This is a genomic window from Subtercola boreus, assembly GCF_006716115.1.
Lineage (GTDB): Bacteria > Actinomycetota > Actinomycetes > Actinomycetales > Microbacteriaceae > Subtercola > Subtercola boreus.
The window spans coordinates 46,543-72,651 of the sequence record NZ_VFOO01000001.1 but is presented as its reverse complement, the minus strand read 5'-3'; the positions used below and the strand labels follow the sequence as shown (position 1 = coordinate 72,651).

27 protein-coding genes are annotated in these 26,109 nt (G+C 68.5%); 15 read left to right on the top strand and 12 right to left on the bottom strand.

Features of this window, described 5'->3' with window-relative positions; all coding sequences use genetic code 11:
- Nucleotides 1-32 precede the first annotated feature (32 nt).
- Nucleotides 33-563 carry a tautomerase family protein gene (locus tag FB464_RS00360; protein ID WP_116415614.1) on the top strand — a complete coding sequence of 177 codons (531 nt, stop codon included), beginning with the start codon at nucleotides 33-35 and terminating at the stop codon, nucleotides 561-563.
- Between the two features lie 24 nt (nucleotides 564-587).
- A complete protein-coding gene (locus FB464_RS00355) occupies nucleotides 588-1,151 on the top strand; it encodes a TetR/AcrR family transcriptional regulator (RefSeq protein ID WP_116415615.1) in 564 nt (187 codons plus the stop codon).
- 197 nt (nucleotides 1,152-1,348) lie between these two features.
- Here the strand turns inward: FB464_RS00355 and FB464_RS00350 are convergent, their stop codons facing one another.
- The 6 genes from FB464_RS00350 to FB464_RS00325 form a co-directional block, all read right to left on the bottom strand.
- On the bottom strand, nucleotides 1,349-2,401 hold the full coding sequence (locus FB464_RS00350) for a PLP-dependent cysteine synthase family protein (RefSeq protein ID WP_116415616.1): 1,053 nt from the start codon (nucleotides 2,399-2,401) through the stop codon (nucleotides 1,349-1,351).
- A 245-nt stretch (nucleotides 2,402-2,646) separates the two neighbouring features.
- Nucleotides 2,647-5,367: a mediator of RNA polymerase II transcription subunit 11 family protein gene (locus FB464_RS00345; RefSeq protein ID WP_116415617.1), complete on the bottom strand. Its 2,721-nt coding sequence runs from the start codon at nucleotides 5,365-5,367 to the stop codon at nucleotides 2,647-2,649.
- A 218-nt stretch (nucleotides 5,368-5,585) separates the two neighbouring features.
- Nucleotides 5,586-6,767: an ABC transporter ATP-binding protein gene (locus FB464_RS00340; protein ID WP_116415618.1), complete on the bottom strand. Its 1,182-nt coding sequence runs from the start codon at nucleotides 6,765-6,767 to the stop codon at nucleotides 5,586-5,588.
- Nucleotides 6,764-7,795, bottom strand: a complete 1,032-nt coding sequence (locus FB464_RS00335; protein ID WP_116415619.1) for an ABC transporter permease subunit — start codon at nucleotides 7,793-7,795, stop codon at nucleotides 6,764-6,766. The genes FB464_RS00340 and FB464_RS00335 overlap by 4 nt, the downstream gene beginning before the upstream one ends.
- Nucleotides 7,792-8,637 carry an ABC transporter permease gene (locus tag FB464_RS00330; RefSeq protein ID WP_116415620.1) on the bottom strand — a complete coding sequence of 282 codons (846 nt, stop codon included), beginning with the start codon at nucleotides 8,635-8,637 and terminating at the stop codon, nucleotides 7,792-7,794. Before FB464_RS00330 ends, FB464_RS00335 begins: the two co-directional genes overlap by 4 nt.
- 22 nt (nucleotides 8,638-8,659) lie before the next feature.
- Nucleotides 8,660-9,766 (bottom strand): ABC transporter substrate-binding protein, encoded by a 1,107-nt coding sequence (locus tag FB464_RS00325; RefSeq protein ID WP_211327390.1) that lies wholly within the window; start codon nucleotides 9,764-9,766, stop codon nucleotides 8,660-8,662.
- A gap of 209 nt (nucleotides 9,767-9,975) precedes the next feature.
- Here FB464_RS00325 and FB464_RS00320 point away from each other — a divergent pair, with 209 nt between their 5' ends.
- Together FB464_RS00320 and FB464_RS00315 are read left to right on the top strand one after the other, a co-directional pair.
- Complete coding sequence (locus FB464_RS00320; protein ID WP_116415622.1) at nucleotides 9,976-10,302, top strand: RidA family protein; 327 nt, start codon at nucleotides 9,976-9,978, stop codon at nucleotides 10,300-10,302.
- A gap of 78 nt (nucleotides 10,303-10,380) precedes the next feature.
- Nucleotides 10,381-10,683, top strand: a complete 303-nt coding sequence (locus FB464_RS00315) for a hypothetical protein (protein ID WP_116415623.1) — start codon at nucleotides 10,381-10,383, stop codon at nucleotides 10,681-10,683.
- Here the strand turns inward: FB464_RS00315 and FB464_RS00310 are convergent.
- Nucleotides 10,659-11,132: a luciferase domain-containing protein gene (locus tag FB464_RS00310; RefSeq protein WP_246092861.1), complete on the bottom strand. Its 474-nt coding sequence runs from the start codon at nucleotides 11,130-11,132 to the stop codon at nucleotides 10,659-10,661. The genes FB464_RS00315 and FB464_RS00310 overlap by 25 nt on opposite strands.
- A gap of 73 nt (nucleotides 11,133-11,205) precedes the next feature.
- Here FB464_RS00310 and FB464_RS00305 point away from each other — a divergent pair, with 73 nt between their 5' ends.
- The 4 genes from FB464_RS00305 (at nucleotide 11,206) to FB464_RS00290 (ending at nucleotide 13,984) form a co-directional block, all read left to right on the top strand.
- Nucleotides 11,206-11,619 (top strand): VOC family protein, encoded by a 414-nt coding sequence (locus FB464_RS00305; RefSeq protein WP_116416690.1) that lies wholly within the window; start codon nucleotides 11,206-11,208, stop codon nucleotides 11,617-11,619.
- Between the two features lie 81 nt (nucleotides 11,620-11,700).
- Nucleotides 11,701-12,033: a hypothetical protein gene (locus tag FB464_RS00300; RefSeq protein ID WP_116415624.1), complete on the top strand. Its 333-nt coding sequence runs from the start codon at nucleotides 11,701-11,703 to the stop codon at nucleotides 12,031-12,033.
- Between the two features lie 11 nt (nucleotides 12,034-12,044).
- Nucleotides 12,045-13,025: a diacylglycerol/lipid kinase family protein gene (locus FB464_RS00295; protein ID WP_116415625.1), complete on the top strand. Its 981-nt coding sequence runs from the start codon at nucleotides 12,045-12,047 to the stop codon at nucleotides 13,023-13,025.
- A 329-nt stretch (nucleotides 13,026-13,354) separates the two neighbouring features.
- The gene (locus FB464_RS00290; protein ID WP_116415626.1) at nucleotides 13,355-13,984 is read left to right on the top strand and encodes a TetR/AcrR family transcriptional regulator; all 630 of its coding nucleotides are present in this window, start codon (nucleotides 13,355-13,357) and stop codon (nucleotides 13,982-13,984) included.
- On the opposite strand, the gene FB464_RS00285 is transcribed toward FB464_RS00290, so the two are convergent.
- Genes FB464_RS00285 through FB464_RS00275 form a run of 3 tightly spaced genes read right to left on the bottom strand, consistent with a single transcriptional unit; the run spans nucleotide 13,981 to nucleotide 17,170 of the window.
- Entirely contained in the window at nucleotides 13,981-14,790 is an 810-nt protein-coding gene (locus FB464_RS00285) for an enoyl-CoA hydratase/isomerase family protein (RefSeq protein WP_116415627.1), read from the bottom strand. The genes FB464_RS00290 and FB464_RS00285 overlap by 4 nt on opposite strands.
- Entirely contained in the window at nucleotides 14,790-16,010 is a 1,221-nt protein-coding gene (locus tag FB464_RS00280; RefSeq protein WP_116415628.1) for a CaiB/BaiF CoA transferase family protein, read from the bottom strand. Before FB464_RS00280 ends, FB464_RS00285 begins: the two co-directional genes overlap by 1 nt.
- Nucleotides 16,007-17,170, bottom strand: a complete 1,164-nt coding sequence (locus FB464_RS00275; protein WP_116415629.1) for a flavin reductase family protein — start codon at nucleotides 17,168-17,170, stop codon at nucleotides 16,007-16,009. The genes FB464_RS00280 and FB464_RS00275 overlap by 4 nt, the downstream gene beginning before the upstream one ends.
- Nucleotides 17,171-17,395: 225 nt before the next feature.
- Here FB464_RS00275 and FB464_RS00270 point away from each other — a divergent pair, with 225 nt between their 5' ends.
- Genes FB464_RS00270 through FB464_RS00255 form a run of 4 tightly spaced genes read left to right on the top strand, consistent with a single transcriptional unit; the run spans nucleotide 17,396 to nucleotide 20,698 of the window.
- Nucleotides 17,396-17,920, top strand: a complete 525-nt coding sequence (locus FB464_RS00270; RefSeq protein WP_116415630.1) for a nuclear transport factor 2 family protein — start codon at nucleotides 17,396-17,398, stop codon at nucleotides 17,918-17,920.
- A 2-nt stretch (nucleotides 17,921-17,922) separates the two neighbouring features.
- Complete coding sequence (gene mhpA / locus FB464_RS00265; protein WP_170151958.1) at nucleotides 17,923-19,503, top strand: bifunctional 3-(3-hydroxy-phenyl)propionate/3-hydroxycinnamic acid hydroxylase MhpA; 1,581 nt, start codon at nucleotides 17,923-17,925, stop codon at nucleotides 19,501-19,503.
- The gene (locus FB464_RS00260; protein ID WP_211327391.1) at nucleotides 19,500-19,841 is read left to right on the top strand and encodes a cupin domain-containing protein; all 342 of its coding nucleotides are present in this window, start codon (nucleotides 19,500-19,502) and stop codon (nucleotides 19,839-19,841) included. Before mhpA ends, FB464_RS00260 begins: the two co-directional genes overlap by 4 nt.
- The gene (locus FB464_RS00255; protein WP_116415632.1) at nucleotides 19,841-20,698 is read left to right on the top strand and encodes a fumarylacetoacetate hydrolase family protein; all 858 of its coding nucleotides are present in this window, start codon (nucleotides 19,841-19,843) and stop codon (nucleotides 20,696-20,698) included. Before FB464_RS00260 ends, FB464_RS00255 begins: the two co-directional genes overlap by 1 nt.
- Before the next feature lie 27 nt (nucleotides 20,699-20,725).
- Here the strand turns inward: FB464_RS00255 and FB464_RS00250 are convergent, their stop codons facing one another.
- Together FB464_RS00250 and FB464_RS00245 are read right to left on the bottom strand one after the other, a co-directional pair.
- A complete protein-coding gene (locus FB464_RS00250) occupies nucleotides 20,726-21,424 on the bottom strand; it encodes a FadR/GntR family transcriptional regulator (protein WP_116415633.1) in 699 nt (232 codons plus the stop codon).
- A 49-nt stretch (nucleotides 21,425-21,473) separates the two neighbouring features.
- A complete protein-coding gene (locus FB464_RS00245) occupies nucleotides 21,474-22,613 on the bottom strand; it encodes a DUF3500 domain-containing protein (RefSeq protein WP_116415634.1) in 1,140 nt (379 codons plus the stop codon).
- Between the two features lie 162 nt (nucleotides 22,614-22,775).
- Between FB464_RS00245 and FB464_RS00240 the strand changes: the two genes are divergently transcribed.
- The 3 genes from FB464_RS00240 to FB464_RS00235 are packed head-to-tail and all read left to right on the top strand — an operon-like array spanning nucleotide 22,776 to nucleotide 26,108.
- Nucleotides 22,776-23,780, top strand: coding sequence for a quinone oxidoreductase family protein (locus FB464_RS00240; RefSeq protein ID WP_170151959.1), 1,005 nt, complete (start codon nucleotides 22,776-22,778; stop codon nucleotides 23,778-23,780).
- Nucleotides 23,777-24,082 carry a hypothetical protein gene (locus tag FB464_RS19965; RefSeq protein ID WP_211327392.1) on the top strand — a complete coding sequence of 102 codons (306 nt, stop codon included), beginning with the start codon at nucleotides 23,777-23,779 and terminating at the stop codon, nucleotides 24,080-24,082. Before FB464_RS00240 ends, FB464_RS19965 begins: the two co-directional genes overlap by 4 nt.
- Entirely contained in the window at nucleotides 24,051-26,108 is a 2,058-nt protein-coding gene (locus tag FB464_RS00235; RefSeq protein ID WP_211327393.1) for a CocE/NonD family hydrolase, read from the top strand. Before FB464_RS19965 ends, FB464_RS00235 begins: the two co-directional genes overlap by 32 nt.
- The last annotated feature ends 1 nt before the right edge of the window (nucleotide 26,109 follow it).

Sequence of the window (26,109 nt, the reverse complement as noted above, 5' to 3'; positions counted from 1 at the left end):
GGGCGTCATAGTGCAGGATGATCGGTGTCACTATGACGATCGTCTTACTCGAGGAGTCCACCGCCATGCCCATGATCGACGTCTACGCCACCGCCGGAACCTTCGCCGACAAGCACCAGCTCGCCCGCGACCTTGCCACCACTCTGAAGACGATCGAGCAGGTGCCCGACATCCCCCTGTTCCGGCAGAACACCGCGGGCTTCGTGCACGAACTGCCGCAGGGCGACCTGTCGAACGTCGACGGCGCGAGCGACTACGTGCGCGTGCAGGTGCTCACCAATGCGGGAGCGCTGAGCCGCGAGCAGCAGCTCGCCGTCGTGTCGCAGTTCACCGCGATCGTCGCGAGCGCGGCGGGCGACCCCTCCCTGGCCGATCGCACCTGGGTGCTGCTCACAGAGGCCGTCGCCGGCGGCTGGGGGCTCGGCGGCCACGCGAACACGAACGACGAGCTGGTGCTGGCGGCTCGCACGCAGATCGCCGGTCTGCAGGCGGCCGCGGCGGCAGCTGCTGGTGCTGGGGCTGGAGCCGGGGCTGAGGCCTCCTCGGGGAGTCCCGCTGCGTAGAGTGGAGGCTCCGAAAGGGGAACGATGGCTGCCGACTCACGAGCGCTGATGATCGACGGCGCCATCCGGCTGCTCGCGCAGAGAGGGCTGCAGGGGGCATCCTTCACCGAGGTGCTCGCCGCGACCGGCGCACCGCGGGGCTCGATCTACCATCACTTCCCGGGCGGCAAAGACGAACTCGTCGCCGCCGCAATCACCTCGATGGGAGCGCGCACAAGGGCGACCCTCGACACCGTCGCCGGATCGCCGCCCGTCGAGGTGGCCGGCTTCTTCCTCGGCCTGTGGCGTGAGCTGCTGGTGCGGTCGCAGTTCACGGCCGGATGCTCGGTGCTCGCGGTCACGGTGGCCACCGATTCGGCCGACCTGCTCGGCACGGCGGCCGGGGTCTTCCGGGACTGGCGGGAGGCGCTGACGTCGCTGCTCGAGCGAAGCGGCGCCCAGCCCGGGGCGGCCGCCGGCTTCGCCGCGCTGCTCATCGCGTCGAGCGAGGGCGCCGTGGTGATGAGCCGCGCATCGCAGTCGCTCGAACCGTTCGACGTGGTCGCGGCGCAGCTCCTCGCGCAGGCCGCTGCGCTCCCCCGCGCCTGACACCCGCCGCAGCCCCAGCCGTGGACCTGATGTCGGCCGCGGCACGTGCGAACGGGCCCCTGCTGCACGAACGGACGCATCTGAGGCGACACGCGCCCGCATCCGGGGTCACGTTCGCTGAGCCTCGTCCGTTAGGTCAGCAGCGGGTGGCGGCGAGCGGTCGGCTCGCCGCTCGCCGCAGCGAGGCGGGGGCGGGGTCAGCCCGCGAGGCGCTCGCGGAGCGCGGCCAGCGGCGGCGCGACGTCGAAGCCCTGCGCCGCCACCCAGCCGGCGTCGTAGTACGTGTCCGAGTAGCGGTCGCCGCCGTCGCAGAGCAGCGTCACGATGCTGCCGGTCTCGCCGCGGGCGACCATGTCCCGCGCCAGGTCGAGCGCCACCACCAGGTTCGTACCGGTCGACGGGCCGGGCGCCCGGCCGAGCACGTCGGACACCACCGTCATCGCGGCGATGGACGCCGCATCCGGAACCGTCTGCACCCAGTCGATCACCGACGGCAGGAACGAGAGTTCCACGCGGGGCCGCCCGATGCCCTCGATGCGGGAGCCGCGGCCCGTGACATCCGTTCGCCCCGTGCGCCACGCCTCCTCGAAGACCGACCCTTCCGGGTCGCCGACCGCCACACGCGTCGCGACCCCGGCGTACCGGGCGTAGCGGGCGATGGTGGCGGTGGTTCCGCCCGTGCCGGCCCCAGAGACGATCCAGGCGGGCTCCGGATGCCGCTCCCCCGCCATCTGCTCGAAGATCGAGCACGCGATGTTGTTGTTGCCGCGCCAGTCGGTGGCGACGGCCGCGTTGGTGAACTGGTCGAGGTAGTAGCCGCCGGAGTCCCGCGCGATGCGCTCGGCCTCGGCGTACACCTCGCCCGCCGTGGCGACGAGAACGCAGCGTCCGCCGTAGCCCTCGATCAGCTCGATCTTGCGCCGGCTGGTCGACGCGGCCATCACGGCGACGAAGTCGAGGCCGAGCATCCGCGCGAAGTAGGCCTCCGAGACGGCGGTCGAGCCACTGGATGCCTCGACCACCGTTGTGCCCGCACCGATCCGCCCTCCGACGAGGCCGTAGATGAACAGCGACTTGGCGAGTCGGTGCTTGAGGGAACCGGTCGGATGCGAGGACTCGTCTTTGAAGTACAGGTCGACGCCCCAGTCGCTTGGCACGGGGAAGCGCAGCAGGTGCGTGTCGGCGCTCCGGGTGCTGTCGGCTTTCAGTTCGCGGATGGCCTCGGTGATCCAGCGGCGGTCGGGTGTCACGGGGTCCTCATCTCTCGGGCCGGCGCGGCCCGGCACACTTGGGCCGGCGCGGCCCAGCACTCTCGGGCCTGCGCGGCCCGCCACTCGCGCTCCGCCGGGCCCGGGGGGGGCCGGACGTGGCGTACGCCCCCCAGTATCGCGCACCGGGGCACCGGGGCTCCGGCGCACCGGGCACCGGGGCACCGCGCACCGGAACGCCGCCACACTCGCCGACCGCAGAGGGAGCGGCCCCGCACCTCAGCCGACTAGCGGCCCCGGCGCCGCACGCGCGGCCGCGCCACCAGTGCTGCCCACAACCCGAAGAGGGCGAGAGCGGCCGCGAAGAGCGCCCAGGGCGCCGCCTCGCTGCCCGTGGCGGCGAGCTGGCCACCCGAGGCGTGGCTCGGATTCGTCCCCACGACGGGCTGCTGCGATCCGCCCGTGCCGGTACCCGGCGAGCCTGCACCGGGCGTGCCCGACCCAGCCCCCGGGTCTTCGGCTCCGACCCTCGCGAGGCTGAACGTGTTCGACCCCGTCACGCGCGTCGCGGTTGCAACGGCGCTCTGCACGGTGGTCTCCGTCGCGAGGTCGGTGTACCGGGCGGCGAACGAACACCGCAGGGTGAACGTTTCCCGCGCCCGGGCGAAGTCGTCGGAGTACCAGCCCGCCTTCCGCGCGAAGTCGGTCAGCGCGAGCGGATCCGCGGCGGCTGTCGTGGCGGTGTAGGTGACACCATCCGTCTTCCAGCCCGTCCAGGTCACCTCACCCGTCGTGATCGCGACCCCGGCTTCGCTCGTGTTCGGCTGCCAGCCGGGCACTTCGCAATAGGCGCGGTCGGTGAAGTCGTGGTCGCTGACCGTCGCCGCCGATGTCGCCACCGGGCCCGGGATGCTCGGGTTCGGGATGGTCGCCTTCAGCCACGCGTCGATGCTCGCCCGGCATTGCGTCGGCACGCCCCAGCTGGTCGTCCCGCACTCCTTCGGAACCGCGGCCACCGGCCAGAGCGTCGCCTTCGCGGTCGGGTCACCCTCGTACTTCTGGCCCGACTTCGTCGTGAACGGGGCGAGCCAGGAGGGGAGGTCGTAGGTGCGGTCGATGGATGTCACACGCCAGGCGCACTCTGTGGGGATGCCGAGGCATCCAGAGTCGGGGTAGGAGGCGATCGCAAGCCGGCCGGTCTCCGGTGCCCCCGGGTTCACCGCGAAGACCTGGTAGGCCTCGCCGTAGTTGTACTCCGACGTTTCCCTGGCGATGAACCACGAACCGACGGTGTCGCTGCAGACCACGCCGTCGACGGGGGCCACGAAACATTTGACCGCGAGCCCGTTGTCGTCGTAGAGGTAGTCGGCCTGCCCGGATTCGTTGAAACCGTCCTGGAACGACGATGGCGGGAAGGTCAGTCCGTCGGCCTTGCCGAGTTCGAAAGGCTCACGGCCGACGAACATCGGGAACGTGTGGCTCGCGGTCTGGTTCGGGATCCACGCCGACGTCACTCCCGTCAGGTCGAAGAGGTGCGTCGTGGTCGGGGTACCGTCGGCGGCCGGCGTCCCCGGTTGCACGCTGTTCCGCATCTGGGCCAGAACGTCGACCGGGGCGAAGGGCGTGACCTCAGTTGCCTTGTACGCGTTCTTCTGAGCGGTCCAACTGTTCTGGGTCTTCGCCACCACCGGCTGGTTCGAGGGGTGGGTTGCCGCGTAGCTCGAGCTGAGGTCGAGCCACTGCGACTCCGTTGCCGGCGCGAATCCCGGGATGCTGTCGACGGTGACCGGTGTCGCGGACGTTGTCCACGTGCCGCTCGTCCACGTCGCGGGGAAGGTGGAGGGGTTCCGGGCCCAGAGCGTCGAGGGCACGACTCTGTTGTTGTAGACGACGCCCGTCACGGCGGAGCCCGGGCTCAGCACCATGTCGTCGTTGCTGAGCGGCATCCCGACCTCACGCCACTCGGCGGCGAGTCCGTTGTAGTAGGTCTGCATGAACACGGATCCGTCGCGGCAGATCGCTCTCGTCTTGGCCGAGGTCGTCGAACCGGTGGCGTTGAGAGCGAGCTTGCACACCGACGCCTGGTCTTCGGGTGCGAGGGCGTTGCCGTCACCGACCCACGTGCGTGCCGACTTCAGCAGAGCGGCCTCCTCCACCAGGAACGCGCCCTGCGCGCTGGCGGTCTGCCAGAACTCCACCAGGTTCTGCAGAGGCTGGTAGTAGTTGCGGTCGTCGAGCCAGCGGCCCGCATCGTCCGCTCCGGCGTGCGCCTGGTCGTTGCGCCAGCCGGCGAGGTAGGCCTCTCCGCAGCTCTTGATCAGCCCCGGACCTCCGCCGGTCGTCAGCAGCGCCGTGTTCACCGACATCACGCCGTCGCCGAGCGGCGTGCCGACGACGGCCGTGCGACCGGCGTCACCGAGCGAGTAGTCGACGAACTCGTTGACCGCGAGCTGCAGTTCGGTGCCGTCGCCGCCGTGTTCCCGCAGGTCCTCCACCCGGTCGAGCATCGTCTTGTACTTCGATTGCGCCGACTGCAGCTTCGTCAGATAGGCGTTCAGCTGCGTGGTCTGCACGGTGCAGGTGCCCATCAGCACGTGCTGGTCGGTGTCGAGGATCTGGCTCTGGATGGTCGCCAGATCGTCATGCAGCATGTCGATCTTGTTCTCGATGTCGTTCAGCTGTTCCAGCCGGTCGAGCACGTCCTGGATCTGCGGGCCCTTGGGCTGATCGTCGCCGCCACCGAGGATGATCGACAGCAGAGGGCCGATGAACGCCGCGGCGAGATCGAGCGGGGCCGAGTCGAAGCCGAACACCTTGCCCGCCGGGCCGAGCACGCTCGTGATCGTCTTGATCCACGTGGTGGTGGACGAGTAGACGGACGATGCCGCCTGGGCCTGGGGAGCGGGAGCTGCGACGATGCCGCCGGTGCCGACGACAGCCCCGATAGCGAGCACGGCCGGAAGCCGGAGGAAGCGGAGAGAACGGTGGCGGGGAGTTCTGCGCGGCATGACGGATGCTCGAGTTCTGTTCGGAATGTCGCGCACGTGCGCAGGCTGAGACTAGCCAACCTGAGGGCCCGCACGCACCCCCCGATCGGGTGAACCCGGCACAGTTCCGCGCTGAAGGGGCCCAAATCGCGCCGCCGCGGATCGGGTGGAACGATATGGGTCCCTTCGCGGCCCCCTGAGGAGGGTGGGAGGGAGCGGGAGGAGGGAGGGAGGGAGGGTCAGGGCGCGGGGACGGCCGAGACGCAGGCGCCACCGAAGCGGAGGTTCACCTGCTCGCCCGGGGCGGGCCGCACCGCGACGCCGTGCTGCACGGCGACGAGTGCTCCGCCCGGCAGTCGCACGGTCGTGCGGCGGATCGAACCGAGGAAGCTCGACGAGACGACCGTGCCCCCGAGTACCGGTGCCGGCCCCGCACCGGTACCGCCACCGCCACCGTCACCGCCCTCGGCACCGGCACCGGCCCGGTCGGCACCCTGCCGCACCGGCACCGCCGAGGTGCCGGCCGGCACGATTTCCAGGTCTTCGGGCCGCACGAACACCGTGACCGGGCCCTGCGCCACCGTCGGGTCGAGCAGCGGCAGCTCGACCCCGTGCACCAGGGCGTACCCACCCGCCGCCACCCCGGGCAGGCGATTGCTGAGGCCGACGAACTCCGCCACGAACGTGGTCGCGGGCTGCGTGTAGAGGTTCTCGGGCGTGCCGATCTGCTCGATCGTGCCGGCGCGCATCACGGCGACGCGGTCGGCGACCGCGAGCGCCTCCTCCTGGTCGTGGGTCACGAACAGCGTGGTGATGCCGAGTTCGGTCTGGATGCGGCGGATCTCGTCCCGCAGCTGAACCCTCACCTTCGCATCGAGCGCCGACAGCGGCTCGTCGAGCAGCAGCACCCGGGGCCGGGTCACGAGTGCGCGAGCCAGGGCGACGCGCTGCTGCTGCCCACCCGACATCTGGTGGGCGTACCGGTCGCCGAAACCGCCGAGACCGACCATCTCGAGGGCTTCGAGCGCCCGGGTACGCCGGGCAGACGCGGGAACCTTGCGCATCCGGAGCCCGAATTCGACGTTCGCCGCAGCATCGAGGTGCGGGAACAGCGAGTAGGACTGGAACACCATCCCGAGGTCACGGCGGTTGGTCGGCTGGTCGGTCACGTCGATGTTGTCGATGCAGACGCGCCCGCCGGTGACGCTCTCGAGCCCGGCCACCGAGCGGAGCGCCGTCGTCTTTCCGCAGCCCGACGGTCCGAGCAGGGCGACGAACTCGCCCGGTCGCACGTGCAGGTTCAGCGAGTCGAGCGCGAGCGTGCCGGTGCCGTAGTCCTTGACCACGTCGATGAGCTCGACGGATGCGCCCTCAGTGGGCGCGAGTGCGGCCGGGACAGCGGGTGCGGTGAGTGAGGTCATCGGCTGGCTCTTTCTGCGGCGGGAGCCGTCGGGAGGGTGGCGGGCACCGCAGCGAGCGCGGCGTCCACGGGAAGCGGGGCGGGAGCCGCCGGGGTCGCGAGAGCCGCGCCGGACCCCGGCGAGGTCGCGGAAGTCGCGGAGGTCGCGCCCGGCCCTGGCGGGGTCGCGGAGCTCGTGCCCGGCGCCGGCGGGGATGCCGCGCCGCCCCTCCGCCCGCGACGGCGGCCGCCGCCGGCGCCGACGGTGCTGAGCCGGCCGATGAGCAGCAGCAGCACGAACGCGAACGCGAGTGCGAGCAGCGAGAAGATGACGGCCACGTACGGGTCGCTCTTCGAGATCAGCACCAGCGCGGTCTGCAGGTTGACGCGGTTGAGGAGGGAGGCGATCGTGAACTCCCCGAGCACGACCGCCACCGAGATGAAGGATGCCGCGAGCACGCCGCGCCGGAGGTTCGGCAGGATGACACGGAACAGCACCGTCGCCCAGCCCGCCCCGAGCGACCGCGCCGCCTCGCCCAGCGTGACCACGTCGACCGTACCCAGATTCGCCTGGATGGCCCGGTAGGCGTACGGCAGCACCGTGACGCCGTAGGCGAAGCCGAGCGACCAGATCGAGCTGCCGGTGACCTTCACCACGACGCTGTACACCGGCACCAACCCGACGACGAGCACGATCGCCGGCACCGTGATCGGGATGATGCAGACGAACTCCAGCACGCGCCGCAGCCGCGGGAAGCGCAGCTCGACGAGGATCATCGTCGGCAGCAGCAGCACGAGCACCAGCAGCACGGTCACGATGACCAGCACGAGAGAGTTGCCGAGAGCGGTGACGAGCGGAGCGTACTTCGTGTTGACGGCCGGGTCGGCGAGGCCCGTCCAGTGACTGAGCGTGTACGAACCGCTCAGCCCGTCGCGGAAGGTGAACTGGATCATCGCGAGGATCGGCACCGCGAACACCAGCCCGACGAGGCTCAGGATGATCGTGCGGGTCAGCCGCGAGGGCGCTGCCCCCACCCGCCCGCCGATCATCGCTGCCACCTCGCCGTGCGGGACTGCAGCAGCGAATAGCCGAACATCAGCACGACCATCACCACGATCATCCCGAAGGCCAACGCGCCGGCCATGTTCGCACGGCCCAGCACGGTCTCGCTGATCAGCGCCGAACGGATCTGCAACGGCACGATCTGCGATCCCTGGCTGATCAGCGCGGCAGCCGTCGCGTACGACGAGAACGCGTTCGCGAAAAGCAGCAGCAGGCTGCCGAGGAACGACGGAAGAAGGATCGGGCCGGCGATCCGAACCCAGTAGGTGAAGCGGCTGCCACCGAGGCTGGCATTCGCCTCGGCCCACTGCGGCTTCAGCCCCTCGAGTGCCGGCATGAACGTGATGACCATGAGCGGCACCTGGAAGTAGAGGTAGGGAAGCAGGAGGCCGGGCACCTGGTAGAGCCAGACCCCGTCGCCGTAGATGTCGAGTCCGGCATCCTTCAGCCACACCGTGATCACGCCCTGCACGCCGATCGTCGCGATGAAGGCGAAGGCGAGCATGACCCCACCGAACTGCGCGAGCACGCTGGATGCCGAGTTGACCGTGGAGCGGAGCACCCCCTCCGGGCGCGTGCCGAGCAGGGCGTAGCAGACGAGCGCACCGACCACCGCCCCGATGACGGCCGTCACTCCCGAGACCCAGAACGAACTGAGGAACGTCTGCAGGATCTGCGGAGAGAAGAGCGCGCTCACGTTGTCGAGGGTGAACGCCCCCGCCTTGTCGAAGAAGCCCGTCGTGATCGCCAGCACCGAGGGGATCGCGAGGAACAGCAGAACGTACAGCGCGAACGGTGTGAGGCCGAGAACGGCGAGCTTCTTCGTCATGGTGTGGAGGTGTGCGTCTCTGCTACTGGATCGCCGCGGCCCAGTTCGTCGAGAGCAGTGCGGCTGCTGCCGTGCTCTGGTCGGAGGTCGGCGAGACGAAGTTCTCGGGCATCTTCCCCACAGCGGCTTCGGCTGCGGTGTCGACCGTGCCGGCCGTCTCCATGGCTCCGAGGAGCACCGGGAACGCGCCCGCCGCCAGGTAGAGGTTCTGGGCGTCGGCGCTGTAGAGGAACTCCTGCCAGAGGCGGGCGGCCGCGGGGTGCGGGGCCTCCTTGTTGATCGCCTGGTTGTAGTAGCTGCCGTAGGCCGTGCCGGGCAGAACGGTGGTCTTCCAACCGGGGGTCGCCGCGGCGGCTGCGAGGTTGTTGTAGCTCCAGTCGAAGACGACGGCGGTCTCGCCCGAGGCGATCGTCGCCGGGGTCGGGTCGACGGTGAGGAAGTTGCCGGCCTTGTTCAGCTTCTGGAAGAAGTCGATCCCGGGCTGGAAGTCGTCCAGCGTGCCACCGGACTGCACGGCTGCGAGTCCGACGGCCGCGAAGGCCGCACCGGCCTGGGTCGGGTCGCCGTTGATCGCGACCTTGCCCTTGTAGTCGGCACCGAGCAGGTCGTCGAGCTTCGCCGGGGCGGTCTTGACGACGTTCGAGTTGTAGCCGATCGACATCAGCCCGGTGTAGTCGTTGACCCAGAGTCCGGTCGACTCCTTGTTGCTGTCGGGGATGTCGCCCCACGCGGCCACCTGGTAGGGCGCGAACTTGTCGGTGTTGGCGAGCGCCACGGCCGGACCCACGTCGACGACGTCGGGGGCGGTGTCCTGGCCGGCGAGGCTCGTGATCGCGGTGATCTCCTCGGCACTGGATGCATCGGGGCTGGCCGAATTCACGGTGATCCCGTACTTCGCCTTGAAGGCCTCGATGATCTTGCCGTAGTTCGCCCAGTCGTCGGGAAGGGCGATGACGTTGAGCGAGCCCTCCGCCTTCGCGGCGGCGACGAGGCCGTCGAGGTCACCGAACGCCGAGACGCTGGTCGCGGTCTTGGCGTCGACGCTTCCGGCGGAAGCGCCCGCGGTCGAGGCGGTGGATGAGCAGGCGGTCAGGGCGAGGGCTGCGACAGCGAGAGCGGCGACAGCCATGGTGCTACGACGAACAGTGAACAAGATTCCTCCGGTACGTCGCTCGTGGTGCCCGCGCTGGACTGCGGGCTGCTGGGCCACGGTGGGCGACGTTGACACGGTAGGGCTCGCCTGCGTCCGGTCCGGTCCTCCCGTGGAGATAGCGGATGAAGAGGAGGTGAACGGATGCCCGCCCCCAGCTCTACCGCAGTCCAGCCTTCGCCCAGGGCATGATCCTTCCACCGGGTCCGATCCTGTTCGTCGGCGGCCAGAACGGAGTGGATGCCGCCGGGGCCCTGCTCGATGGCCTCGAAGCCCAGGTGGCACAGGCCATGCGCAATGTGCTCGCCGTGCTCGCCGAGGCCGGTTCGGGGCCCGAACTGGTGGCCAAGCTGACCATCCATCTCGCCCCCGGGGTCGATCCGGCCGAGGCGTTCGCTGCGACCCAGTCGGTGTGGGGATTTCATCGCACAGCCGTGACGGTGTTGGCGGTCGCCCCCGCGCGCCCAGGTGCACTCGTGGAGGTCGAAGCAATCGCCGCACTACAGGTTCAGTGAGCGAATGCCACCCATTTGGGGGACCAACTTGGCGTTTGGGCTGGCGCTGGTACGCTGCCCCCCATTAGGGTGTGGTTCATGCAGTCGATACTCACAGCGAAACTGTTCGGTGACCACGTCGACCCCCGGGTGAGGCTCCAGCAGCTCTTCGGCGGCACTCTCAACGAGAGCGGATGCCCGCCCCTCCCCGCCGTGAACTGGGCCCGCGCGGTGTTCGCCTCCGCCGACGGCGGCTCCGACGGACGACACCGTGGCTCAGCGGCGCTCGACCCCGTCACCGCGACCGGACTGCTGCGCACCTCCGAACCACGGCTCACCCTGCGTGCGGCACAGTTCCTCGCCCACCACGTGACGGGCTACGGAGCACCGCTCGCGGCCTGACCCCGCGCGAACGCCAGGCGCTCGGCGACAATTGCGACGACGATCTCCAGTTCGGCCTCGTCGCGCGGCCCGTAGACCATGAACTCCGTACCGAAGTCTTCGTACTGGTGCGGTTCCGCCCAGCCCGCGTCGGTCAGTTCCCTCCCCCGCGCCGCTGGCAGGACGAGATGGATGCTCGTGTCCTGAACCCCGTGCAGATGCACCGGCTCGAGCCGCCGCCCGGGTGCCAGCGACCGCTCCGGCGCGATCTCGGAGTGCCTGTCGGCGAGAAACACGGCGCGCGAGGTCGGCGGCGACACCTGGCTGTGCCCCTCCTCCGCCCCCGGCAGCGCGAACACCCGGGCCACGAGCTGGCCCCAGAGCGCCGGAGTCGACCGTTCGGTCAACTGGCGCTGCGGCCCCTCCGTCGAGACGGCGGGCCGGGATCCGGGGCGTGGCGCACTCATCATCCCTCCACGCTAACGCGCCAGGCGGCCCGCCCGCGCGTTGCGCATCCTCGCATTCACGGGCAGTCTGGTCGGCATGGTCGCCTTCATCTCGCACACCACCGTGGACTGCACGGACGCCTATGCCCTCTCGACGTGGTGGAAGGTGACGCTCGGCTACACCGACCTCGACGACGACCCGAACGGGCTGGGCGACGAGGAATGCATGATCCGCGACCCGAAGACGGGTCATCTGCTGCTCTTCGTCGAAACACCCGACGCAGCCGAGGCGAAACAGCGGTCGGGCAAGAACCGGATCCACTTCGACCTGCGCCCCGCGACATCCAGCCAGGAACAGGAGGTCGAGGCACTCGTCGCCCGCGGGGCATCCGTCGTCGGGGACCTCCGCGGGAAATACGGTCCGGGCACCGGATGGGTCGTGCTGGCCGACCCCGAAGGGAACGAGTTCTGCGTGCTCCGCTCCGAGGCCGAGCGCGCTGCGACCGTCTGAGCTGAGGGCGGCTCTCGTAGGGCATCCGTCCCCGCAGCGCAAGCCTCGGGGCAGATCCCCTGTGTGGGGTACAAAGTAAGCATGGAAAGAATCCACTACACCGGCGGTTCGATTCTGACAGGGTCCGACATCGCAAGGGCTCTCCTCGACTACGCAGGCGCACTGGCGGCTACGGACGGATCGGAGATCGTCGACATCCCGTCCCTGCACAGCGACGGCACCATCGGGCGGGCCACCTTCCTCATCGGCCCGGCCAGCCAGCTGGTCTCCGAGACAGAGCCGAGCGACCATGATGAGCTGGTGGACGCGGACCTCGTGGCCGGCTTCCGTGCTTCCACGGCACGGCTGACAGCTGCCAACGTGGCCGGTCCGGCTGAACCGATTGCCTACACTGAAGAACTCGACGACCTCTAGGAGACCACCGCGTGCCCGCAGCCGAACCCGCCGCCCCCCGCGTAGCCGCCGTTGTCTACAACCCGATCAAGGTCGACATCGACCTTCTGAAGTCGACGGTCGCCACTGAGGCCGCCGCGGCTGGCTGGGGCGCGTCGCTCTGGTTCGAGACCACGGTCGACGATGTGGGCCAGGAAGCCACGAAGAAGGCCCTCGACGCGGGAGCCGATCTCGTTCTGGCTGCGGGCGGGGACGGCACCGTGCGCGCGGTGACGGAGGCGCTCCGGGGCAGCGGAACCGCGCTCGCCCTGGTGCCGTCGGGCACCGGCAACCTGCTCGCCCGGAACCTCGACCTCACCCTCAACAACCTCACCCACTCTGTGCACACCGCGTTCTCCGGCACGAACAGGGCAATCGACCTCGGCGTGATCGACATCGAGCGCGCCGGAGGTGCCCGTGACCGCCACGTGTTCGTCGTCATGGCCGGCATGGGCATCGACGCAAAAATGATCCAGAACACTGACGACGACCTGAAGGCGAAAGCCGGCTGGGCGGCGTACGTGCAGGCCATCGTCACCTCGCTCCGCGACCCGAACGAGTTGCACCTGCGGTTCCGCAGGGACGACGGCCCCGTGCTCCGCGAGAAGGCGAACACGCTCATCATCGGCAATTGCGGGTCGCTGCCGGCGAACATCCTGCTGATGCCCGACGCCGTCATCGACGATGGCCTCCTCGACCTGCTCGTGATGCGCCCCGGCGGTGTGCTCGGGTGGCTCCGCATCTGGACGAAGGTCGCCTGGGTCAACGGCGTGGTACGCCGCACGAAGCTCGGCCGGGCGCTCGTCGGCGAGCACCGCAACGACAGGGAACTCGAGTACAGCACCGTCACGAAGTTCACGGCCCGGCTCACCCGGGCCGAAGAGATCGAGCTCGACGGCGACGGTTTCGGTCAGGCGACGGCGTTCAGCGCCTGGGTGGAACCGCGCTCCCTCGACGTGCGCGTTCCCGCCTAGGCTCGCCCGCTGGCGCGCCGACGCGCCGGCGGTTTCCGATACGCCCCATGAAGCTCGACGCACCGACACCCGTGGCCCGTACCTCGTCGGGTAGGCGATCGCTCCGATCGCGTTGGTGACTGTGGGCAGGGCCGCGGCGCCGAAAAGCACCAGCGTGAGCCCGGCGAAGCCGAGATTCGCCACGACCACCACCCAGAGCCCGACGATCGTCCAGACCGCGGCCTTCATTGTGGGTTCGCGACGAGTTCGGTGCCACATCAAGCGCCGTCCTAACCTGCTTATTGGTATATACCGTCATGATGGTTAAATCAACCGGTTACAGTGGAACCATGCCCGCAGATGCCGCCGACTCCGCCGCGCCGGCCCCCGTGACGATGCGGCGAGGGCGCCGTCCCGGGCCGAACGACACGAGGGGCGCCATCCTGGACGCCGCGCGGTCGCGCTTCGCAGCCGACGGTTATGCGGCCGCCACGATCCGGCGCATCGCGCTCGACGCCGGAGTCGACGCGGCACTTGTCATGCGCTTCTACGGCTCGAAGGACGACCTGTTCGCCGCAGCGATGTCTGTGCCGACGGACGCCCTGCAGCGGCTCGCCAATGCCTTCGACGGTCCGACAGAACAGCTCGGCGAGCGCGTCACGCGCGCCTATCTCACCCTGTGGGAGGGCAGCCCGAGCGAGTATGAGCCCCTGCTGGCGATGTTCCGTTCGGCGGTGAACCATGAGCAGGCTGCGGCGCAGCTCCGTGAGTTCCTCCAGGCCCGCTTCGTCGAGGGGATCGTGCCGCGGCTCGGCGATGTTCCGGATGCCGCGCTGCGGGTCAGCGCAGCATCCTCCCTGTTGCTCGGGGTCGTCGTCGGACGACGGATCGTGAAGGTGCAGCCCGTGGTCGAGGAAGACCTCGAAACCCTGGTGAAGCTCATCGCCCCTGCGGTGCAGATCGTGCTGGCCGGCCCTTAGGGCGCTTCCGGCTTCCAGGAGAATTGTGGAGCCTCCCGATTGAGGAACGCCGAGACGCCGACGGCCATGTCGGGCCCCTCTGTCATCGCCGTCCAGGCGGCAGCCCATTCGCGGTCGATGTCGGTTCCGTCTCCGGACTCCGAGGCCAGAGCGCCGTCGACCAGACGCTTCAGGGTGTGCGTCGAGAACTGCGACCTACTCTGAATGGTTCGCACGAGACGGCGGGCGCGGTCGTCGAAGTCGGCATCGGCGACCACCTCCGCCACGAGACCGAGCTCGGCGGCACGGGCAGCCGTGGACGACTCGGCGGCGAAGAGGATGAGTTTGGCGGAGGCGGGCCCGACCAGGCGCACGAGGCGCTCGATCCCGGGCCGCGGGTAGATGATCCCGAGTCTGGCCGGGGTGATCGCGAAGGTCGACCGGGCGCTCGCGACAATGAAGTCGCAGGCCGAGGCGAGCTGCCAGCCGCCGCCCACACAGGCGCCGTCGACCAGAGCGATCGTCGGTTTGGACAGGGCTGTGATGGCGGCATCCGCCCGACTGAGGTGGTCGACACGCGTACCGTCGGCCTGTTCATCCATCAGTACGGCCGACAGGTCGCCGATGCTCGCGCCGGCGCTGAACGTCGTGCCGGCACCGCGCAGGGTGACGACAGTGATCGCAGGATCGGCGTCGAGCTGCGGCATGAGCCGCTGCAGCTCGACGCACATCGCACGCGTCACAGCGTTCCGCTGCGACGGATTGTCGATCACGACAGAAGCATGGCCCTCGGCGACGGTGGCATGGATACTTCCCACCTCGGTCATCACGCTCCGATCAGCGTCTCGGGGAGTACCGCCAGACGCCCGCTCCCGGAGAGAACGGCGATCTCCTCCTCAGAGTAGCCGAGCTCGCCCAGCACCTCGGCGGTGTGCTCGCCGAGAAGCGGGGGTGGCGAGTCGACCCCGCTCGCCACGCCGTCGAAGCTCAGCGGCCCCCGCACGAGCGGCAGGGCAGAACCGTCCCGGCGCCGGCTCTGCACCACGAGGCCCAGGGCGTCGACCTGGGCGGATGCGAAGGCCTGCTCGTAGTCGTAGATCGGACCGCAGGGGATGCTCGCCCGGGTGAGCAGCGGGGTCCAGTCGGCGGCCGGTCGCGTACGGAGCGCATCCTCGACGACCGCGGTCAGCTGGTCGCGGTGCGCCGAGCGGTCGGCGCCGATCGCGAACCGCGGGTCGTCCACGGCCTCCGGCACGCCGATGATGGCGCAGAAGGCGCGCCAGTGCTTCTGGTTGCCGACGGCGATGTTGAGCGATTCCGTCGCCGTGCGGAACGTGCCGTACGGGGCGATGGTCGGATGGTTGTTGCCCTGCCCGACCGGCGCCTCACCCAGGCTGAGTGCACGCTGGCCCTGGAAGACAGAGAGGTTCAGCGCCGTCTCGAGCAACGAGGTCGTCACATGGGCGACCGGATGCTCGGTCCCACGCGCCACGAGGGCGGCGACGATCCCGAGCGCACAGACCATGCCCGACGTGATGTCGACGATGGGCACACCCACCCGGTAGGCGTGCCCGGCATCGCCGGTCACCGACATCAGACCGGACATCCCCTGGATCACCTGGTCGAGGCCGGCGTCGTCTTTGAGTGGGCCGGTGGTGCCGAATCCGCTCACCGAGCCGACGATGAGCCGCGGGTTGAGCTCCTTCAGGTGCTCCACGGACAGCCCCAGTTTCTCGAGCGTGCCGAGCTTGAAGTTCTCGACCAGCACATCGGCGCCGGCGATGAGGCGGCCGAGGATGTCGCGGCCCTCGGCCGAGTAGAAGTCGAGGCAGACCGAACGCTTGTTGCGGTTCAGCGACTCGAAGTAGAGGCTGTGCTCGTTCTGGAACGGCGGCCACTGGCGTGAGCTGTCGCCGCCGTTCATGCTCTCCACCTTGATGATGCTCGCCCCGAGGTCGGCGAGGAGCGCCGTGCAGTACGGGCCGGCCAGGGCTCTGCTGAGATCGACGACGCGGATCCCGGCCAGCGGCTTCGTGGTGTCGCTCATGCCCGGCCCTCCGTGATCGCTGCAGCGGTCGCCGCCACCAGCTTCATACCCGCGATGAGCGCTTCGACCCGCTCCGCCGGAACGGACTGCGGCAGCCCGGTCATCCGGAGCGCCATCGGCGGCTGGCCGTGACGGGTGGGGATCAGCACGACGATCGAAGCGAGGCCGTAGCGCTCGCCCGGCACGATCTCTGGGGTGAACAGGTCCGCGAGCTCCGACGTGGCCTGGCGCACGACCCGATCCTGCCGGGGCAGACCGCCCGACAGCTCGAACTCGCGGAGCACCTCACGGTGATGTTCGAGAGCCTCCGGCTGGGCGGCGAGCAGAGAGTACCCGCGTTCGCGCACCTTCTCGAGCAGCGCCATGTTCAACTCCCGGCGTTCCGGGCTCCGATCGGGCGCGCGGCCGAGCCAGTCGTCGATCTCGGCCTCGGCCCGGTCTGCCAGGAAGACGGCACCGAACGGCGGGATGAGGGGCTGGCGGTGGCCGAGCGGTGCTGGTGAGGCGAGAGGGCCGTGGTTGGCCGAGAGCACCTGCACCGAGTCCCAGCCGATGCGCGCGACCACGCTACAGTCGACTCCGAAGTCGGAGCTGAGCTGTTCGACCTGGCTGCGGATCACTTCCGCGTACTGGGCCGCCTGGATGAGGTCGGGGCTGGGCGCTGCCACGAAGGAGCCGAGCGAGAAGCGACCGTAGCCGCCCTGGAAGAAGAGCAGGGGCAGGGTGGAGCGCTGCACCTCGAACTCCTGCACCCGGCCGAGCACGATGAAGTGGTCACCCGCCTCGCTGATGTCGTCGAAGGTGCACTCGATCCACGAGACGGCATCGCCGAGGATGGGTGAGCCGAGCGGCGCCGGGCGCCAGTCCACGCCGTCGAACTTGTCGTCATTGCTCGTCGCGAGCGTGCGGCAGAGCGGCTCCTGGTCCGACGCCAGCACGTTCACGCAGAAGGCGCCCGCGGTTCGCAGCCGGGCGAAGCTCTTCGAGGAGCTCATCGGGAAGAACGCGATGAGCGGCGGGTCGAGCGAGACCGACGAGAAGGTTCCGACGACCATGCCCACCGGGGACCCGTCGTCGAGTGTCGCCGTGACCACGGCGACACCGGTGGGATAGTTCCCCAGCATCTCCCGGAACAGGGTCGGGTCGATGTCTTCGGACATGGTGCCTCTCTTCACTTCGGCGTGAGCGGCGGCCTCGGGGGGGCCGACTCGTGAATACAATCAGCCATTCATAAAGATGTCAACGGTTGTAATGGAATACGGAGCTGGCGCCCCGCTTGACACCGTTGGGATCGCGGAGCACAATCAAAACCTACGAACGGTTTGTGCCTTTTGCGTCGCCGACGCACCAGCCCTCCGCTGCTCTCAAAGACGAGGAAGAACCCCATGGTCGACAACGACAAAGCCGAGATCATCGAGATCATGAACATGTACGCCTTTGCTCTCGACACGCACCAGTGGGATCTCTTCGACCGCGTCTTCACCGATGACGTCGTCGCGGTGTTCGGCCCGGCCGGTGCCGGCTGGCACGGACTCGACGTGTTCAAGGCGTCGTTCGCCGAATTCCACGACCGCCTCGACAGCCACCAACACACGATGATGGGCCACCTCGTCGAGGTCGACGGCGACACCGCCCACGCCTTCAGCTACGGCAACTGGCTGCTCGTGCGCAACGACGCCGAGGGCGGACCGACCTGGACCGGAACCGGCTGGTACGACGACGAAGTGGTGCGCACCGAGTCGGGCTGGCGCATCAAGCACCGCGTCTGCCGTCTTCAGGGCTGGAGCGGCAACCCGCTGGTGCCCGAACCCCACAACGAGCACAACCCCGACATGAATGTGAAGGTGCTGCACGAGTTCGCGGCGGCCGGCGACATCGGCTTTCTGACTGCTCTGTCGGTGAAGAAGTAGTCGTGAAGGTCGACTTCCTGATCGTCGGAGCGGGTCCGGTCGGTCTGCTGATCGCTGTCCTGCTCGGGCGCGACGGCTGGCGCGTCACCGTGGTGGAACGCTGGCCCACGCGCTACCCCATGCCGCGCGCCTGCACCATCGACCACGAAGCCTTGCGCATCCTGCAGTCTGCCGGGGTCATGGCCGAGCACAGTGAGCTCTTCGAGCCTTCCCGCGGTGAACGCGGCGGCTACCAGATCCGCAACGGCGAAGGGGAGCTGCTGCGCGCCATCAACTGGAACCGGGCGGCCGAGTCGGGCTGGGCGAACACGAACGGCTTCTATCAGCCCGACCTCGAAGCCGTGCTCGAATCGATGGCATCGGCCCTCCCCACCGTCGACGTACGCCGGGGCTGGTCCGCCACGGCGGTGGCACAGGATGTCGGCACGGTCACCCTGACCGTGGCTCGCACCGGCAACGAGGCGCACGAGGAGACCCTCGTCGGCTCCTGGCTCATCGGCTCCGACGGCGCGAACAGCGCCGTACGCGATCTCGTCGGCATCGACAGTGTCGACTCCGGGTTCGAGGCGGACTGGCTGGTCGTCGACTACGAGCCCCTCGACGACCGCGAGTGGCAGGCCTTCGTGACCCAGTACTGCGATCCCGAGCAGCCCGCGACGGCGGTGAACAGCGGCCCGGGGCGCCGACGCTTCGAGTTCATGCGCCGGGCGGACGTCACGGTGGACGACCTCGGCCGCGCGGAGACCGCGTGGCAGCTGATGGCACCCTGGAATGTCACACCCGACAACGCCCGTCTCGAGCGGCACGCGGTCTACACGTTCCGCGGCCGCTGGGCGAACGAATGGCGGCGAGGCCGCGTTCTCCTCGCCGGCGACGCGGCCCACCTCATGCCGCCCTTCCTCGGCCAGGGGCTCTGCTCCGGGTTTCGCGACGCGAGCTCCCTCGCCTGGCGCCTCTCGCTCATCGAGTCCGGTTCCGCTGGCCCGGCGCTACTCGACTCCTACGGTTCTGAGCGGAGCACCCACGTGCGGGAGATCATCGAGGCGGCGATCGAAATCGGCCGGCTGGTCTGCGAACTCGACCCCCACAAGGCTGCGGAACGGGACGTCGCACTGAGATCAGAGCGGAACGATCCGCTGCTCACCCCCGTCGAACCTCCGCAGCCCCGGCTGGGCGAACCGTCTCTCACACGAAGTGGGGATGCCTGGGCCGGACGCCTGTCGGTGCAGGCCCGGGTCGAGGCCGACGGCGTCACCGGGCTCTTCGACGATGTACAGGGGGGCCGCTGGCAGCTCGTCACCCTCGAAGCCGATCCCTCGGCCGCGGTGCCGCCCGACCTCGCGCGATGGTTCCGCAGCATCGGCGGCACCATCAGCTCGGTCTCTGCAGATGGGTTGCTCCGGGACGCCGACGGCGCGTACCGCACCTGGTTCGAGAACCATGGATGCTCGGTCGTGCTCTCCCGCCCCGACTTCTACATCTACGGCACCGGGCTCGCAGCCGACGTCGTCCCGCTTCTGGAGTCCCTCCGGGGCGCCCTCACCAGCTCACTCGTACCCGCACAGGAAGGTGCACTGTCATGACCATGCGTGTCACACGGATCGGCGACGCCGAGCCATTCAGCCCGGTCGGCCATCACGGAGTAGGGCCGGTGCGGCTGCAGGGCGGCGAGGAGACCCCCACCTCCGGATTCACTGTCGCGCTCTCCCACTATCTGCCCGGGGGCGCAGCCGAGGAGGCCCCCCAGGTCTCCGAGACCGTGTACGTCGTGCTCTCCGGTGAGCTCGTGATGTCCAGCGACGGCGACGTCCAGGCACTTGGTCCGTTCGATTCCGTCCACTTCACCGAGGGCACCGTGCGCACGGTCGAGAACCGCACCCACCTGCCGGCCACCATGCTCGTCATCAGGGCGGTCGCCTGATGCGCGTCGTCGGTGCGAAGACACCCGACGGCGTGGTCGTCGGCGTCCTGAGCGAAGACGGCAGCGAGGTGACGGCATTCGCGTGCACGTCACAGTTCTGGGCCTCTCCCGACGAGTTTCTGGCGGCGGGCCCGACCGGGACCACCTATCCCCTGGCGGAGGTCACTCTCGTTCCGCCGGTCCTGGGCAGCGCCCGGGTGCTCTGCGTCGGACTCAACTATCTCGACCATGTGAAGGAGGGGTCGTTCAAAGACGAATCCCTCCCCGAGGTGCCCACTCTCTTCGCCCGGTGGCCGCAGTCGCTCTCGAGTGACGGCGCTGAAGTCCCGATCCCCTCCGGCGAAGACGGCCTGGACTGGGAGGGCGAGGTCGTCGCGTGGGTCGGATCCCGCCTGGTCGACGCAACACCTGAGGAAGCCCTGGCCGCCGTGGTCGGTTACTCGACGTTCAACGACATCACGTCGAGGCGCGCGCAGAAGCAGACATCGCAGTGGATCATGGGCAAGAACGGCGACCGCTCAGGTCCGCTCGGGCCGATGGTGCCCGCCGCCGAGGTCGGAGACCTGCGCGACGGGCTGACGGTCGAGACCCGGGTCAACGGCACGGTCGTGCAGCGCAGCAGCACGGCCCAGATGATCTATGGGGTCGGCGAGACGCTGGCCCACATCTCGCGGAGCTTCACCCTCAACCCCGGCGACCTGCTCGCGACCGGCACGCCGTCCGGAGTCGGCTATTCGCGCACTCCCCCGTGGCTGCTGCAACCCGGCGACGTCGTCGAGGTCGAGGTCGAAAGGCTTGGAATCCTGACCAGCCACATCGTCGACAACTCCCATCGCCTGAATGCAACCTCCGCCTGACGGCATTCCGCCGGAGTGGGCGCTGGGCTACTCGGTGATGAGGAGCCCGGCGTGCTTCGCGACAGCCGTGCGGGTTCGAGGCACGTCTCCGTCGACGATCGCCGCGATGAGCTCCGCGTGGGTCTCGATGCGCACGTTCAGCCATTCGGCCGCGGACTCGGGAGCGTCGTCGTGCGTCGCAGCCACGGCATGTTCCCGCACGAACCGTGTCATCGAGAGGTAGAGGGCCGAGGCCGTCTGGTTCGGGGAGATCAGGGCGATTCGCTCGTGCAGGTCCCAGTTGGCGAGCAGGAACGGGGTCGTGCCCTTCGCCGCAGCGTTGTTCAACTTGCCGAGGAGTCGCTTCATGTCGGCGATGTCGGCGGGCGTACGGTGCTCGGCGGCGTCAATGTCGATCAGTACCTCGAGCGCTTCACGCACCGCGACCGCTTCGGCGACGGAGGCGGGAGCGTCGGTCACGGCGAGCAGGGTGTGCCGGATGCGCACCATGGGGCCAGCGGCGGTCGCGAACAGGCCTCCGCCACGCCCCGGACGAATCTCTGCCAGCCCGCGGTCCGCGAGCAGACGGATCGCCTCTGCGACGGTGGAACGCGCAAACCCCGAGCGGGCCCTCAACGAGTCGATCGTGCCGATCAACTCACCGGGCTTGAACTCGCGATCGAGGATCTGCTGCTCGATCTCGCTCGCCAGCACGTTTGCACGCGTCACACTCACGAACGAATTCATGGGCTCACTCTAGCAACAACCGTCACAACCGTTGCCTTATTTGACCCGTTCACCACGACCAGTCGTTGGCCCTGAGCTCCACCCCTTCGCTCGACGCCGTACGCGTCGAGAGATGCGAACCGTACTCGGCGATGTGCGCGTCGTGCTTCTGCAGGGAATCGTGCGCGAAGTCGTGTTCGAAGTCGCGGATCACGGAGTGGATGTGGTTGCCGCTGTCGACCGCATTGACGAGCTCGATCAACAGCGACCGGGTCTGCACCCGGAAGTAGTGGGGAGTACCGCGCTCGAGGCCCCCGGCCCAGGCGAAGTGGATGCCCGTGGGCCCGTCTGCGGCGAGCTGTGAGCGGTATTCGGCGGCAGCCGCCACAGGCAGACGCGCGAGGAACGTCCCGACCAGGCGGTCGAGTGTGGCCCGCTGGGACTCGTCGAGCTGATCTCCGGCGATACCGGAAGGCTCAGCGCGCACGAGGGCCAGCGCCTTCCGGTCGGCGGTCGAGATCTGGTACTGCGGCATTCCGAGATCGTAGTGGTCAGGGTATTCGAGTGCCCCGATGTGGGGTACCTGGCGCGAGACGAAGTCGGCTGGCGCGACATCGTGGATCACGGCCGACACGCGCTGCCGGTCATCCAGCGACTCGATGAGCGCGAAGCCCAGACCCTCATCGTCGGCGAGCGGGTTGAGCACGCCGGCTCCGATGACCGGCTGCTGGCCCAGTGCGCTGGGGGTGGTGGAGATCCAGCGCTGGTTGACGATGGTCACGTTGAGGCACACGTGGTGGCCGAGGAATCGCAGCGACCACGTGTCTTCGAACCCCGGCCTGCCGAAGATGCTCAGGAAGTACGAGTCAGAGGTGCGCCAGAGCGGGGCGCCGACGCCGAGGAAGTCAGCCTCGATCTTGCGGAGCACATGCTCGAGTTGCATGATCGCGAGGACCTTCGTGTAGACCTCGTGCGACACGACGAGCCGGATCAGGTCGAGTACGACCACCTTCTGGTGGCGATCGAGGTTGTGCAGCGAGACGCCCACACGGTCGGGCTTCGGAATGATGTCCCAGTCCAGTCGGCGCGGGTCGTCGAATTCGAACGCAGACGCCGCTCGCTGTTCGGCGGAGAACGTGTCGAGCAGGCCGATGACGCCGACCAGCAGCTTCTGGATGGTCTGTGCGTCTTCGTGTTCGGGATTCGTCATCGAATGTCCTTCGTCTGGCGTAAAAGGCTCTAACCATTATGAACCTTTGACACCAGGAAAGTAAATCATCACCCGATGATAAAATTCCTTGACAGGAATCGGCACCGGTGCGCATAATCGAAAACATCGCAACCATTGCGAATGTTGAGCGAGGGAGCTCTCGTGCACGATCTGCCAGCCGCGATCATCGACCGGCCAGGCGTCGAACCGCGGACCGGATCGATAGACCTGCCGCCGCGTGAGCCGGGCCAGACGCTGCTGTCGGTGGCGGCTGCACCGCTCAACCCTCTCGATCTGCTGATCGCCTCCGGAGATTTCCACTCGGCCCGCCACGAAGAGCCCTATGTGCCGGGAAGCGAATGCGTGGGCACCGTATTGGAGTCCGATTCCTACCCTGTCGGGTCGATCGTCTACGCCGAGCTGCACGTCTCCCCTCAGGCGCCCGGCGCCTTTGCGACACACGTGCTCGTCGACGATCACAACATCACCACCCTCCCCGCCGGAATCGACCCTGTGCAGGCTGCGGCAGTCGGCAACTCGGGGATCGCCGCGTATCTGCCTCTCGTGCACACTGTCGGCCTCCGCGCCGGAGAGACGGTGCTCGTGCTGGGCGCAACGGGCGCTGTCGGCCAACTGGCTGTGCAGATCGCCCACCTGCTCAGTGCCGGGCGAGTGGTCGGCGTGGCGCGAGACCGAGCGGCGCTCGAACGACTGCTGACGATCGGCGCCGACGCCGTGGTCGAGCTGCGCGCGAACGAAAAGGCGGAGCAGCTGGCGGAGCGCATCCGCGCCGTATCCGGTCCGGTAGATGTCGTCTTCGACGGCATCTACGGGCTGCCGCTCGAGGCGGCCCTCCATGTCGCTGCGCCTCGGGCGCGCCTCGTGAACGTCGGCAACCTGGCCGGCCCGACCGCCGGGATACCGGCCGGCCTGCTCCGCGGAAAACAGCTCACCATCTCCGGCTTCGCCGGCATCCACGTTCCCGTGACCGAGAAGCAGGCAGCTCTCGGCTGGCTCTGGAACGCGATCATCGCCGCCGAACTGGAGGTGGCGATCACGACCGTCACACTCGAAGACCTCCCGCAGGCCTGGCGGGCCCAAGCCGCCTCACCGCACACGAAGTACATCGTCGTACCGAAGCAGCCCGATGAAAGTGAGAACCGATGACCCCACGACCTCCCGACGGCCCCGTTCTGATCGGCACCTTCGCCGGCCCGACGGTCGGTCTCGCGTACGAGACACCGACGCTGTCGGGGCTCACCGACGAACGTGGCGATTTCGAGTATCGCGCGGGCGAGTCGGTCGTCTTCTCAATCGGCGGGCTCGTGTTGGGATCGGCCGAGGGCGCCCCGCGCGTGAACCTCGCCCAGCTCGTCGACCGCAACGACGGCAGGCTCGACCGACTGCACGACCCGATGGTCACGAACCTCGCGTTTCGTGCAGACCCTCGACCGCGATGGCGACTATGAGAACGGGGTGACCATCGCCCCGGCCGTGCACAACCTGATCGGCCCGACCGTTCTGAACTTCAACCAGGCGGCCACCGACGCCGAAGACGCCACCGCAGCCCAAGCGGGTGACACTGTCCCCGGCACCGCTGCGATGGTCGCGTTCTCCACCGACCAGACGATCACGTTCGCCACCGATCCCACGGTGCGCGCACTCCTCAGCACCCTCAACGAGGCGCCCGGAGTATTCACCGCGGACACCCCACGTCGGCTGCAGAACGGTGCGGCGGCCCGCAATGAGCTCCGACGCAACATCCGGGGCATCATCAAACTGACGGACGTGCGCATTCCGACGCGGGACGGCTCGTATGTCTGCGCGGACATCTTTTTGCCCGACGATGACCAGCAGCATCCGGTGATCATGAACCAGGGCTTCTACGGCAAGAGCTTCGACCACGGCACGATCGGCAGTCGCCGACAGGCGGAGGCCAAGGAGGAGCTGGAAGACCGCTACTTCACCGGCAACCCCGACGGCCTGCAGTACGAGAACCACGAGAGCGTCGACTCGGCAGTGTGGGTGCCGAAGGGCTACGTGTGTATCCGCGTCGACGCGCGCGGGGTCGGAAACAGCCCGGGACTGCAGGCTCCCTTCAGCAGGCAACAGGCCGAGGACTACTACGACGCCATCGAATGGGCAGGCACCCAGCCATGGTCGAACGGCAATGTCGGCCTCTGGGGCATGTCGTATCTCGCCATCACCCAGCACACCGTTGCCAGCCTGCAGCCGCCACACCTGAAGGCGATGGTCGCGCTCGGCACAGACTCGGACCTCTACAACGAAGCCCTCTACGGCGGTGGCCTCTACGGAGAGGGCTTCTGGACCTGGTGGCGGGCCGCGATGGCCGGCCACAACTTCCATGGCGAGCGTGCCGAGACCGACTGGTTGGGCCGGATGCTCGCCACCCCCTTCGACGACCCTGAAGCGTACGGCGAACACGGCTCGGTCTTCATGAAGCCGGACATGTCGAAGGTCACCACACCGGTGTGGATCGTCGGACCGCAGACCGGTGTCGTGATCCACCAACTCGGCAGCAGTGAGACCTTCATCCGGTCGACGGCCGTCGAACAGAAGAGATTCGATTTCGTCGACGCCTGGTTCCCGCACAGCTACAAGCACTCCACCATCGACGACCACGAGCGATTCTTCGACCACTTCCTGAAAGGCGACGACACCGGCGTGATGGACAGTCCGCCCGTGCGGGTGCAGGTGCGCACCGGCAACGGCGGGCACCTTCTGCTCGAAGAGAACGAATGGCCCATCGCCCGCACGAGCTACCCGCGCTGGTACCTCGACGCCAGGCCGTCGGGATGGACGGGTGACAGCAACGGGCAGCAGCTGCTGAGCATCCAGTGCGCCGCACCGACCCAGGAGGCATCGGCGTCGTATTCGGCCGAACTCGACCGCGGGCATCCCATCCCGGCGCCCACAGGCTACGTGGGCGGCACACCACGCTGGTCGACAGGTGTCTCGTTCGTCAGCGAACCCGTCGACGAGGACATGCTTCTCGCCGGCTACATGAAGGCCGGGCTCTGGGTGTCTTCGACGACCCACGACCTCGACCTCTACGTGTCGCTCCGGGTCATCGACGAGAACGGCCGCGAGATCCGGTACGAGTCACTCGTTCCGCCCATCGATCCTGCGAACATCCACCCGGTCGGGCACGGCCTGCTCAAGGTGTCGCATCGTGCGCTCGACGCCCTGCGGTCGACGCCGTACTGGCCCGCACCCTCGCACGCGGAGGCCGACCACCAGCCCCTCGAAATCGGCGAGGTCGTCGCCGTGGAGGTGGGCCTCTACCCCTCTACCGCCCTCATCAGGAAGGGTTCCCGGCTGCGCGTGGATGTACAGCCGTACTCTCCGGCGGGCATTCCCTCCCGGGCCTACGACGAGAGCTACCACCTCGGAGCGACGAACACCATCTACACGGGGCCGGAACACCAGAGCTACATCCAGCTGCCCATCGTGCCAGCAGACAAGGAGAACTGAC